Here is an 11,151-nt window from a genome sequence, read left to right as displayed (position 1 = left end):
GCGGACGTGGTTGTCCGCCTCTCGAAGCGTCTATTAGGTTCAGTTTCGTGTCAACGCTGGTGCCTTCGCTCTTCGCCGGGCTGGTCGATGACGCGTCCCTGCTTCCGCCCAGCTTCGTCAGCCTGCCCGACGCGGTGGCCAAGCACGGCGAGCATCGAGCGGGCTGGTTCGCCGGCCTGCTCGGGCCGCTCCTCGTGCCGGCGTCGCTGATCGGCGGCGACCTGCCGGCCCGGGAGGTGCCGGTCGCGCTGGTCGGCGACGTCCCGGTGAGCGCCTTGCCGGTCGCTGTCGAGAAGCTGCGGACGGCGGGCGCGGTGGTCCTGCACGTGGAGGCGCCGGTGGCCCGGCGCGGCGAAGATCCGCAACCCGGGCTGGGCCAGCTGCGCGCGCTTGCCGGCAACGACAAGGACATCGAGGTGTACGCGGAGATTCCGCTCAGCTGGGGGCTGCTCGGCGCCCTCGACACCGTCGCCGAGTGCCGCGCCGAGGGTCTGCGCATCGCGCCCAAGTTCCGGGTCGGCGGGCTCGCGGCCGAGCTGTTCCCGACGCCCGTCGAGCTGGCCGCGGTGGTCTGCGCCTGCCGCGACCGGGACCTGCCGTTCCGGCTGGCCGCCGGGCTGCGTCATGCGATCCGGCACACCGACCCCGAGACCGGCTTCACCCACCACGGCTTCCTGAACGTGCTCGCGGCCGCCATCCTGGCCGTCGAGGGCGCGGAGGTCGCCGAGGTCGCCGAGCTGCTGGCGGCCACCCATCCGCTGCCCCTGGTTGAGCCGTCCCGCCTGCGTCGTGACGGCCCCCGCCCGCTCTTCGTCGGCTTCGGCGCGGCCAACGTGGTCGAGCCCCTCACCGAGCTGGTCCGGCTCGGCCTGATCAACGGTGGTCCCGAGTGAGCCTCTACGGCATCGAGAACCTGCCCTACGGGGTCTTCAGCCGTCCCCGCGGCGAGCGCCGTCTCGGCGTACGTCTGGGGTCGTCCGTTGTTGATCTTTCGCCCCTCGGCGGGCTGCTGGCCGCACCCACGCTGAACCCGCTGCTCGCCGCCGGCCGGGCACAGTGGACGGCCGCGCGGGCCGCGATCACCGAATTTGTGTCCCGTGGCGCCGACCGCATCCCGCTCAGCGACGTCACCCTGCACCTGCCGTTCGAGGTCGCCGACTACACCGACTTCTACTCGTCCGAGCACCACGCGCGGAACGTCTCCGCGATCCTGCGGCCCGAGGCGCCCGACCTGCCGCCGGCCTGGCGGCACCTGCCGATCGGCTATCACGGCCGGTCGAGCACCGTGGTGGTCTCGGGCACGCCGATCCTGCGCCCGCACGGGCAGCTGGGCGACGGCGAGTTCGGCCCGTGCCGGCGGCTCGACGTCGAGGCCGAGGTGGGCTTCGTGGTCGGCGTGCCCGGCCGGCGCATCGCCACCACCGGCTTCGAGGAGCACGTCTTCGGCATCACGCTGGTCAACGACTGGTCGGCCCGCGACATCCAGGCCTGGGAGTACCGCCCGCTCGGACCGTTCCTGGCCAAGTCGTTCGCCACCTCGGTCTCGCCCTGGGTGGTGCCGCTGGCGGCGCTCGCTTCCCGGGAGCATCAGCCGCAAGATCCGCCGCCGTTGCCCTACCTGCAGCCGCCCGGCCCGGCGTTTGATCTCCGGCTGAGCATCGACTGGAACGACACCCGGGTCTCGTCGCCGCCGTTCGCCTCGATGTACTGGACGGCCGCCCAGCAACTCGCCCACCTGACCAGCAACGGCGCCGACGTCCGCACCGGCGACCTCTTCGCCTCGGGCACCGTCTCCGGTCCCGAGCGCGACCAGGTCGGCTCGTTCCTGGAGCTGACCTGGAACGGCGCCGAGCCGGTCAAGCTCTCGGACGGCAGCCTCCGCGGCTTCCTCGCCGACGGCGACAAGGTCACCATCAGCGGTACGGCGATCGGCGCGGCCGGCGTGGAGATCGGTTTGGGCGAAGTGACCGGAACCATCCTCGCCTAGTCTTTCGCGCCTTACCCTCGTAGCGTGTACGCGGGAGGTCACGCTATGTCGACGGTCGCGGTGACACGCTTGATCGAGGCGCCCGTCGCCGCGGTCTGGCAGGTGTTCACCGACCTGGCCCGCCGCCGCGACCGGCTGTCCGCCGTGACCGCGGTCGAGCTGCTCGGCTCCGGCCCGTTCGGAGTGGGCACGGCCTGGCGCGAGACCCGGCGGATGGCCGACGGCGGCGAGATCACCGAGGAGTTCCACGTGATCGAGTGCGTGATCCCGGAGCGCTTCGTGGTCGCCTCGCCCGGCATCGGCGCCGACTACCGGATGACCTACTCGTTCGTTCCGATCGTGGCCGGTCGTCATCGCGGCGGCACGATGGTCACCGTGGTCCAGGACGGCAACGCCACCGCCCCGGCCGGCCGGTTCCTCGCCCTGATCTTCGGCGGTCTCGCGGCCGGCACCGCCGAGGGCGCCCTGCGCCGCGACCTCGACGATCTGGCCGCGGCCGCCTGACATAGTCTCGCCCTGTGTTCCGGGTGCTGCTGCGGTCGCTGCTGGCGTTGCTCTTGGTCGCCGCCGCCGCGCTCGTCGGCTGGCGTGTGCTCGGGCCGGCCGAGGTGCTGGCCTCGGTCAAGCCGCCCTATCCCGCGACGTTGGCGCACCCGCCGGGCCCGACCGGTCGGCTCGGTCCGGCGCCGCTGATCGTCGGCGACACCATCCGCGTCTACGCCGGCGAGCGGCAGGTGCGGGCCGACGCGCCCGTCGACGCGAAGACCGTCTACACCGCGATCTGGTCGTTGCGCCGCTGGCCGTCGAAGCTCTCCGGCGTGGTGGCGGCCGGTGACACGGTGGTGAGCCGCTGGTCGGACGGCGACCTCATCGCCCTCGACGGTCGCACCGGCAAGATCGTGTGGCGGGCTGCGGGGCCGGCGGCGCCGGATCTCACGGTCACGGTCACGCGCACGTCGTCGGAGGCGGTCTGGGCGCCGCCGGGCCTGCACGTGGCCGGTCCGATCGTGCTGGTCACGCAGGGCAACCGGGCTTACGCGTACGACGTGGGCACGGGCGCCCGCCGCTGGACCGCCGCGGCCTGTGCCGACGCCTTCACGACCGCCGGCGGCCAGGTCGTCTGCCCGTCGGCCGCGTACGACGCCGCCACCGGCGCGCCGGTCGCCGGGTTCCCCGCCGGGCCGTACACCCCGGTCGCCTGCGACGTCGCCGCCTCGGCCTGCGCCGCCTTCCGCGACGGCGCCGGCCACGGCTGGCTCACCGGCGCCGCGACGTCCTCGCCGTCCGCCGCGCCCACGCCTGTCGGCCGCGCCCCCGCTCTCGGCTCCGCTCCCGCTCTCGGCTCCGCTCCCGCGCTCGGCCCGGCCCCCGCTCTCGGCCCCGCCCCCGCTCTCGGCCCCGCCCCCGGGGTCGGCCCCGTTCCCGCTCTCGGCCGCGCGCCCGCGCTCGATCGCCCTGGCAGCACGGTCGCCGGCGGTCTCGTCTTCTACCCGGACGCGGAAGGCCTGCACGCGGTCACCGCAACCGGCAAGGTCGTGGGCTCGTATCCGGTCGGCACCCTCGTCCTCGGCACGTCGGCGGGCCGTCCGGTGCTGCTCGACGCCGCCCGTACGCTGACCGTCGGCTCGCGTCGTTTCCCGCTCGAATACGACGGCGAGGGCTTCGGCTGGACTCCGGGCCGTTGGCAGGTGACCGGCCGGTACGTCGCGGTCGAGCGGCTCTCCTCCGGCGAGTTCCAGCCCTACTTCACCGCGTCGCCGGTGGTCGTCGCTGCGCTCTGACTACTGTGGGCAGATGGCAGAACCGCGGGTGGTGTTGACCGACATCGTGATGGGCGAGTCGGCCCGCTGGCACGACGGACGGCTCTGGTTCTGCGACTGGGGCGCGGGCGAGGTGATCCGTCTCGACGATGAGGGACCGACGGTCGTCGCCACCAACGAGGGCCTGCCCTTCTGCATCGACTGGATCGGCGACGATCTGGTGGTGCTCGACGGCCCCGCCGCTCTTCTTCGGCGCGCCGGTTCCGACTTTTCCGATTTGTCGCCCATAGACGGCGCCCATCCGTGGAACGACATCGCCACCGACTCCCGTGGCAACGTCTTCGTCAACAACATCGGCTACGACTTCCCCGGCGGTACGCCGCGGCCCGGCCTGATCGCCGTGGTGACTCCCGATGGCGAGCCCCGAGTGGTGGCCGACGGCCTCGAGTTCCCGAACGGCATGGCGGTGACCCCCGACGACGCGACGCTGATCGTGGCCGAGTCACACGCGTCCCGCCTGACCGCTTTCGACATCGCGCCCGACGGCGCCCTCACCCGCCGCCGCGTCTGGGCCGCCCTGCCCGGCGCCGCCCCCGACGGCATCTGCCTCGACCCTTCAGGCGCCATCTGGTACGCCGCCGTCCCCAACCGCCACTGCCAACTGATCCACGAGGGCGGCGAGATCGTCACCACGATCCCCCTCCCAGACGGCGCCTTCGACTGCGCGCTGACCCCGGACGGCCGGACGCTGTACGCCTTGACCGCCGACTACACCAACCCGGCCGCCATGTTCTCGAACCGCACGGGCCGCCTTTTCGCCGTCGATCTCGCCTAGCTCGGCGCCGTTGATCGCACACCCTGTGGATGGCGCCCCGAAATTCCCGCCGCGCTCACGGGAGCACGCGGTCGAGGTCACGGCAGCGTTGCCCGGTCCGGAGAACGGCGGAGTCATCCGGAATGGCGCGACTCGTTCAGGCCAGCAGCGGCAGCAGACGTGACCAGGCCTCCTCGGCGGCGCCCGCGATGGGGCCGTCGTCGCCCAGAGCGGCGGCCACTACCGGCGGCGGCGAGGACCGGTGCACCTGCATGAGGCCGGCTCGGTAGGCCGCGTCGATTTCCTCCGGGGCGGCGGCCAGCAGGTCTACGCCTACGCCGCCCAGGGTCACGAGGTCGGCGTCCAAGCCGTTGACCAGGCCCGCGATGCCTCGTCCCAGGGCGGCCGCGACGGTTCGGACGGCCGTGCGCTCCCGGCTGCCGGTGGCGGCTATGACGCGGCGGGCGTAGGTGACCGGGTCGGGCGGGGGGTCGGTCTGGCCGAGCAGGCGGGCCAGGGCCGTTCCGTCGACCGCGGTGCCCCAGCAGCCGTGCGCGCCGCACGGGCAGCCGATGCTGGGGTCGCCGAACGGCATGTGGCCGAACTCGCCGCCGGCGCCGCGGGCGCCGAGCAGGACGTTGCCGTGGTCGACCACCGCGCCGCCGAGGCCGCCCTCGATGCGTAGGTGCAGCGCGACCGTGGCCGACACCGCGGCGCCACGATGGGACTCGGCCGAGGCGGCCAGCGTCGCATCGTTGCCGGCCATGAAGACCGGGGTGGCGCCGGCCATGAAGACCGGGCCATGCCCGATCGCGGCAGCCGCGCTGCCTGCGGAGACCGGGCCGGGCGCGGCGGCGGGGCCGGCGACTACGACCGGGCCCGGCCACAGGGCGGTCAAATCGGCGTCGTGCCAGCCGAGGTTGCTTGCGTCCAGGCGCAGGTCCGGACTGACCGTGCCGGGTACCGAGACGCCCATGGCCCGCAGCCTCCCGGCGTACGTGCGCTGGAACGCCGAGATCGCGGCGGTGACGGCCGCAGTGAGCGCGCCCCATGCCTGGCCCGCGTGTTTCTCCGACACCGACGTCAAGATGGCGCCGCCCAGCTCGACCACGTCGACCCGCCAGGCCTCATGGGTGATCGCCGCCGCCAGCACGAGCGGACCCGCCGGATGCGGCACCAGAACCGTCGTCGGCCGGCCCCGGTTGCCGTTGGGCGCGGCCGGCGCCTCGGCCAGCAGCGACTGCTGGGTGAGCCGGGCGACGATCTCGGTGGCCGCGCCGGTGCCCACGCCGAGCAGCCGGGCGGCGGCGGCCCGGGTAACGCCGGGGCGCGTGTGTGCCACTCGGAGAAGTTCCGTTGAGCGCGTCGTCACATCCGGTTTCTCTCTTTTACTCGGATCTAGAGCTTAACCTGCGGAGGTGACGTTCAACCGCCCGGCGCTGGCCGTTCTCGGCGCCTCCGCCTTCTGCTTCGTGACCGCCGAGACGCTGCCGGTCGGACTGCTCCCGCAGATCGCGAGCGGTCTCCACGTGGCCGAGTCGGACGTCGGACTGCTGCTCACCAGCTATGCGGTGGTGGCGGCGGTGAGCACGATCCCGCTGACCGCGCTGACCATGCGGGCGCCGCGGCACTTGCTGATCACGGTCTGCATGGCGATCTTCGTGCTCTCCCAGGGCGCCGCCGCGTTCGCGCCGAGCTTCCTCGTGCTGGCGCTGACCCGGCTGGTCTGCGCGCTCGCGCACGGCGTCTTCTGGTCGGTGATCGGGCCGATCACCGCGCGCCTCGCCCCGCCGGGACAGGCGGGCCGGGCCACGGCGCTGGTCTTCGTCGGCAACTCGCTGGCGATCGTGGCCGGCGTGCCGGTCGGCACCGCGATCGGCCAGTGGCTGGGCTGGCGGGTGGCGGTCGGCGTGGTCGCCGCGGCCGGCGCGGTCTGCGTGCTGCTGCTGGCCCGGGTGCTGCCCCAACTGCACCCGCTGCCGCACGACCGGAACACCCGGCTCGGGGCGCAGCTGCGCGCGTCGATCACGATCATCCGCGACCCGAAGGTGGCGCTGCTCTGCACGATCACCGGTGTGCTCGTGATCGGCCACTTCGCGGCGTACACCTACATCGCCCCGCTGGTGCGGCGGGACGGTGGGTTGGCGGGCATCGGGCTGAGTGCGTTGCTTCTCGGGTACGGCGCGGCCGCCCTGATCGCGTCCTACACCGTCGGCCGCCTGATCGACCGCCGGCCCGGACCGGCGCTGGCGAGCCTGCTCGCGGTGCTGGCTGTCGCGGTCGGCTCGCTCGCGCCGGTGCTCGGCCCGGTGCCGACGATCGTGGCCACGCTGCTCTGGGGCGGCGCGTTCTGCGCTATCCCGGTCTGCCTGGCCGCCACCGTGCTGCGCATCGCGCCCCGGGCCCGCGACGCGGCGTCGGCCGTCTACGTCGTGGCATTCCAGATCGGCATCGGCGGCGGCGCGCTGGTCGGCGAGCGGGTGACCGGGGCCGGCCACCTGGGCGCCCTTCCGTTGCTCGCGGCCGGGCTCGCCCTGGTGGCCCTGGTCCTGGTCGTCACCGCCCGGCAGGTCTTCCCGAGCCGCCTCGACGAGGCGGTCGAGGCCGAGCTGGCCGCGATCCACTGAAGCCGTCAGATCTGGTCGAGGGCGACCTCGGCGGCGGCCAGGAAGGCGTCGTTCTCCTCCGGCGTGCCGATCGTGACGCGTACGCCATCGCCTTGGAACGGACGCACGATGACGCCGCGGCCCTCGCAGACCGCCCCGAACCTCGCCGCCTTGTCGCCCAGCGGAAGCCAGACGAAGTTGGCCTGGCTCTCCGGCACGTCCACGCTCAGCTTGCGCAGCGCCTCGGTGACCCGGGCCCGCTCGGCGACGACCAGCGAGCAGCGGCGCTTGACCTCGTCCTCCTGGCTCAGCGCGGCCAGCGCGGCGGCCTGGGCCACGAGACTGGTCGAGAACGGGGTGAGCACCTTGCGGATCGCGGCGGCCACCTCGGGCTGCGCGACCAGGAAGCCCATCCGGAGCCCGGCCAGGCCCCACGCCTTCGACATCGTGCGCAAGATCAAAACATTAGGGCGATCCGCGTACGTCTCGATGCCGTCCGGCACGTCGGGGTCGGTGACCATTTCCCGGTACGCCTCGTCGAGCACCACGAGCACATCGGACGGCACGTCGGCGAGGAACCGGTCGAGCTCGGCCTTGCGGACGGCGGTGCCGGTCGGGTTGTTCGGGTTGCAGACGATCACGAGCCTGGTCCGGTCGGTGATCGCGTCGGCCATCGCACCGAGGTCGTGCCCGTGCCCGGCGGTGTTCGGCACCCGCACGCTGGTCGCGCCCGCGCCGGCCGAGATGATCGGGTACGCCTCGAACGAGCGCCACGAGTACACGATCTCGTCGCCCGGCAGGCAGGTCGCCTTGACCAGAATCTCGGCCAGCGCCACCGAGCCGCAGCCGGTGACGATCCGGTCGGCGGCCACGCCGTACCGCCCGGCCAGCGCGTCGCGCAGCGCCACCACGCCCATGTCGGGATAGCGGTGCACCGACGCCATCGCCTCGGTGACCGCCTCGACCACGCCGGGCAGCGGACCGTACGGCACCTCGTTGCTGGCGAGCTTGATCGCCTCGGCGATGCCGAGCTCGCGGGTCAGATCGGCAAGGTTACGGCCCGGGACGTACGCCGGGAGGCTGTCGAGGTCGGCACGGGTCAGGCGAGTCATCGTGGTCCTTCTTCTTTCGCGGAGCCGCCGGTCGAAGCGTCGACGGGTTGCCGGTCGTGGGGCGGCAGCGCGATCACGACCGTGCGTGCCGTCTTGTCGTGCAACGCCTGCCGCAGCTGCTGGTCCAGCGTCGGCGAGAGCGAGTCGATGAACTGGAAGATCAGGCCGACGCCGCAGCAGCCCCAGGCCGGCGTCCACAGGCCGAGCCGGGCCCACCGGCCGAACGCCCGGCCGAAGCCGAGCGGCTCGGTGTTCTCCAGCGCGACGACCTTGATCCGCATGATCCGCTTGCCCAGGGTCTGCCCGCTGCCGGCGATCGCCGGTGCCTCGTAGACCAGCCACAACAGCGTCGCCACGATCAGCATCGCCCAGATCAGGCCGTCGGCCTTGCCGTCCGGCTGCGGTACGTCGAGCGCGTTGCCGCCGCGGGCCATCTGGTCGACGACCGCCCGGTAGAACGGCACGTACTCCTTGATGACCTGGTAGCCGAAGTAGCCGTTCACCACGATGTTCAGCAGCAGCACGACCAGGATGTCGATCAGGCGGGCGACCAGCCGCGGCCCGAGGCCGGCCAGCGCGAAGCCGTGCGGGCGCGCCTCGGCCATCGGATAGACGGCGGCCCGGCTCATGCCCGGCGGCAGTTGCTGCCACGGCGGCGGCTGCTGCCATCCCGACGGCGGCTGCTGCCATCCCGGCGGCGGCTGCCACCCGGGCGGGGGCGGAGGCATCGGGCCCCACCCGGGCGGAGCCGGTTGCGGCTGTTGCGGCCGTTGCGACGCCGGCGGGAGCGGCGCGGCCGGCTCCGGGACCGGCGGCGGCTCCTCCTCGACCGGCGGCGGCCCGTCGGGCGGCACCGCGTCGGCCGGGATGGCCTTACCGACCCAGCCCTCGCCGTCCCAGTAGCGCTGGGTGGAGGTGTCGGCCGGGTCCTTGTACCAGCCGGCGGGCAACGAGCTCATGCGGAAACCTTAACCACCAGGGGCTGTTTACAGGTTCCCGCGTTACAGGTTCCCGCGCAGCTCCTGCTCCCGCTCGATGGCCTCGAACAGCGCCTTGAAGTTGCCCTTGCCGAAGCCCAGCGACCCGTGCCGCTCGATCAGCTCGAAGAAGACGGTCGGGCGGTCCTGCACCGGCTTGGTGAAGATCTGCAGCAGGTAGCCGTCCTCGTCCCGGTCGACCAGGATCTTGCGCTTCTTGAGCTCCTCGATCGGCACCCGCACGGTGCCGATCCGGGCCCGCAGCTCCGGGTCGTCGTAGTACGAGTCCGGCGTGTCCAGGAACTCGCAGCCGGCCGCGGCCATCGCGTCCACGCTGGCCAGGATGTCGTTGGTGGCGATCGCGACGTGCTGGGCGCCGGGGCCGTCGTAGAACTCGAGGTACTCGTCGATCTGCGACTTGCGCTTGGAGACGGCCGGCTCGTTGAGCGGGAACTTCACCTTGCGCGTGCCGTCGGCGACGACCTTGCTCATCAGCGCCGAGTAGTCGGTGGCGATGTCGTCGCCGATGAACTCGGCCATGTTGGTGAAGCCCATGACGCGGCCGTAGAACTCGACCCACTCGTCCATCTTGCCGAGCTCGACGTTGCCGACCACGTGGTCGACGGCCTGGAAGTAGCGCTTGGGCTGGAGGCCGGCTTCGATCGCGGCCGTACGGTCGATGATCGGCTCGTGGGTGACGAAGCCGGGCATGAAGGGTCCGTCGTAGCCGGAGCGGTCGACCAGGGAATGAATGGTGTCGCCGTACGTGGCGATGGCCGCGATCCGGATCGTGCCGTGCTCGTCCTTGACGTCGTGCGGCTCGGTGACCCCGCGAGCGCCGGCGTTGATCGCGTGCAGGTAGGCGGCGTCGACGTCGGGCACTTCGAGCGCGATGTCGTAGATGCCGTCACTGTGCTTGGCGACGTGGTCGGCGCCCGGCGCCCCGGCGTGCACCGCCCCCGTGAGCAGGAACCGGGCCGAGCCGCTGACCAGGACGTATTCGGCGTGATCGCGATAGCCCTGCTCGGGCCCGCGGTAAGCGACACAGGTCATGCCGAACGCGGTCGAGTAGTAGTGGGCCGCCTGCTTCGCGTTGCCCACCAGGAACTGCAGGTAGTCGACGCCCTTGACGGGGAAGACGTCGGCTTGGGTGGTCGAGTGTTCCATCATCTGCGTCATGGGCCGAGGCTGCCCTTGCCTCTCCGGGTGGGCAACAGTTCTGTTTTCCGTTGGTCAGTCTGCGCAACTCGTCCGGTACCTTGCCGGGATGACTATGCAATCTGTTCAGCTTGACGGCCTGGACGCAAAACTCGTCGCGCTGTTGCGGGAGGAGCCGCGGATCGGCGTGCTGGAGCTCTCCCGCCGGCTGGCCGTCGCACGCGGGACGGTGCAGGCCCGGCTGGACAAGCTGATCGCGCGGGGCGCGATCAAGGGCTTCGGACCCGAGGTGAGCCCCGAGGCGATCGGCTTCGGGGTGATGAGCTTCGTGATCCTGGAGCTCAGCCAGCGGTACGGCCACACGGCCGTCGCCGAGCACCTGGCCGACATCCCCGAGGTCCTCGAGGCCCACACGATCACCGGCAGCGGCGACGTGCTGTGCCGGATCGTCGCCCGCTCGAACGCCGACCTCCAGCGGGTGATCGACCAGATCGTCGGCTACGAGGGGATCGTCCGCGCGTCGACGATCATCGCGCTGGCCGAGCTGATCCCGTATCGAACGCTGCCGCTGGTGCGGGCGGCCTCCGCGGCCGGCCCAACCCACCGCGCTGGTAGCGCGACCCATCCCGGCGCCGAGTCGGTCTAGCTAGCCGCCACACGGCCAGGGTGGCGGCGTCCTCGGGCGCGGATCAGTTCCCTTTTCTCGCTCGGCATGACGTCAGCTCCGCCGGTCAAGG

11 protein-coding genes are annotated in these 11,151 nt (G+C 72.4%); 7 read left to right on the top strand and 4 right to left on the bottom strand.

The window, feature by feature from the left end:
* Nucleotides 1–47 precede the first annotated feature (47 nt).
* The 5 genes from ACQP2F_RS44285 to ACQP2F_RS44265 are packed head-to-tail and all read left to right on the top strand — an operon-like array spanning nucleotide 48 to nucleotide 4,582.
* On the top strand, nucleotides 48–893 hold the full coding sequence (locus ACQP2F_RS44285; RefSeq protein WP_433298734.1) for a hypothetical protein: 846 nt from the start codon (nucleotides 48–50) through the stop codon (nucleotides 891–893).
* Entirely contained in the window at nucleotides 890–1,987 is a 1,098-nt protein-coding gene (locus tag ACQP2F_RS44280; RefSeq protein WP_433298732.1) for a fumarylacetoacetate hydrolase family protein, read from the top strand. Before ACQP2F_RS44285 ends, ACQP2F_RS44280 begins: the two co-directional genes overlap by 4 nt.
* Nucleotides 1,988–2,032: 45 nt before the next feature.
* Nucleotides 2,033–2,491 (top strand): SRPBCC family protein, encoded by a 459-nt coding sequence (locus ACQP2F_RS44275; RefSeq protein WP_433298730.1) that lies wholly within the window; start codon nucleotides 2,033–2,035, stop codon nucleotides 2,489–2,491.
* Between the two features lie 14 nt (nucleotides 2,492–2,505).
* Complete coding sequence (locus tag ACQP2F_RS44270) at nucleotides 2,506–3,768, top strand: PQQ-binding-like beta-propeller repeat protein (RefSeq protein WP_433298728.1); 1,263 nt, start codon at nucleotides 2,506–2,508, stop codon at nucleotides 3,766–3,768.
* 13 nt (nucleotides 3,769–3,781) lie between these two features.
* Complete coding sequence (locus ACQP2F_RS44265) at nucleotides 3,782–4,582, top strand: SMP-30/gluconolactonase/LRE family protein (protein ID WP_433298726.1); 801 nt, start codon at nucleotides 3,782–3,784, stop codon at nucleotides 4,580–4,582.
* A gap of 136 nt (nucleotides 4,583–4,718) precedes the next feature.
* Here ACQP2F_RS44265 and ACQP2F_RS44260 read toward each other — a convergent pair whose 3' ends face one another.
* On the bottom strand, nucleotides 4,719–5,933 hold the full coding sequence (locus ACQP2F_RS44260) for an ROK family protein (RefSeq protein ID WP_433298724.1): 1,215 nt from the start codon (nucleotides 5,931–5,933) through the stop codon (nucleotides 4,719–4,721).
* 46 nt (nucleotides 5,934–5,979) lie between these two features.
* On the opposite strand from ACQP2F_RS44260, the gene ACQP2F_RS44255 reads away from it, so the two are divergent.
* Nucleotides 5,980–7,188 (top strand): MFS transporter, encoded by a 1,209-nt coding sequence (locus ACQP2F_RS44255; protein ID WP_433298722.1) that lies wholly within the window; start codon nucleotides 5,980–5,982, stop codon nucleotides 7,186–7,188.
* A 5-nt stretch (nucleotides 7,189–7,193) separates the two neighbouring features.
* Here the strand turns inward: ACQP2F_RS44255 and hisC are convergent, their stop codons facing one another.
* Genes hisC through hppD form a run of 3 tightly spaced genes read right to left on the bottom strand, consistent with a single transcriptional unit; the run spans nucleotide 7,194 to nucleotide 10,435 of the window.
* The gene (hisC, locus tag ACQP2F_RS44250) at nucleotides 7,194–8,279 is read right to left on the bottom strand and encodes a histidinol-phosphate transaminase (RefSeq protein WP_433298720.1); all 1,086 of its coding nucleotides are present in this window, start codon (nucleotides 8,277–8,279) and stop codon (nucleotides 7,194–7,196) included.
* A complete protein-coding gene (locus ACQP2F_RS44245; protein ID WP_433298718.1) occupies nucleotides 8,276–9,238 on the bottom strand; it encodes an RDD family protein in 963 nt (320 codons plus the stop codon). The genes hisC and ACQP2F_RS44245 overlap by 4 nt, the downstream gene beginning before the upstream one ends.
* A gap of 42 nt (nucleotides 9,239–9,280) precedes the next feature.
* Nucleotides 9,281–10,435, bottom strand: coding sequence for a 4-hydroxyphenylpyruvate dioxygenase (gene hppD, locus ACQP2F_RS44240; protein WP_433298716.1), 1,155 nt, complete (start codon nucleotides 10,433–10,435; stop codon nucleotides 9,281–9,283).
* Nucleotides 10,436–10,523: 88 nt separating this feature from the next.
* Here hppD and ACQP2F_RS44235 point away from each other — a divergent pair, with 88 nt between their 5' ends.
* Entirely contained in the window at nucleotides 10,524–11,060 is a 537-nt protein-coding gene (locus tag ACQP2F_RS44235; protein WP_433298714.1) for an Lrp/AsnC family transcriptional regulator, read from the top strand.
* Nucleotides 11,061–11,151 lie beyond the last annotated feature (91 nt).

It is taken from the genome of Actinoplanes sp. CA-030573 (genome assembly GCF_050951115.1).
Taxonomy (GTDB): domain Bacteria; phylum Actinomycetota; class Actinomycetes; order Mycobacteriales; family Micromonosporaceae; genus Actinoplanes.
Note: the sequence above shows the minus strand (reverse complement) of the source record. Positions and strands in the feature narration are given on the sequence as shown.

What these genes read in the sequence shown, in the direction of transcription:
- ACQP2F_RS44275 (WP_433298730.1), top strand. Translation starts at nt 2,033, where the DNA reads ATGTCGACGGTCGCGGTGACACGCTTGATCGAGGCGCCCGTCGCCGCG.
- hppD (WP_433298716.1), bottom strand. Translation starts at nt 10,435, where the DNA reads ATGACGCAGATGATGGAACACTCGACCACCCAAGCCGACGTCTTCCCC.
- ACQP2F_RS44265 (WP_433298726.1), top strand. Translation starts at nt 3,782, where the DNA reads ATGGCAGAACCGCGGGTGGTGTTGACCGACATCGTGATGGGCGAGTCG.
- hisC (WP_433298720.1), bottom strand. Translation starts at nt 8,279, where the DNA reads ATGACTCGCCTGACCCGTGCCGACCTCGACAGCCTCCCGGCGTACGTC.
- ACQP2F_RS44235 (WP_433298714.1), top strand. Translation starts at nt 10,524, where the DNA reads ATGACTATGCAATCTGTTCAGCTTGACGGCCTGGACGCAAAACTCGTC.
- ACQP2F_RS44245 (WP_433298718.1), bottom strand. Translation starts at nt 9,238, where the DNA reads ATGAGCTCGTTGCCCGCCGGCTGGTACAAGGACCCGGCCGACACCTCC.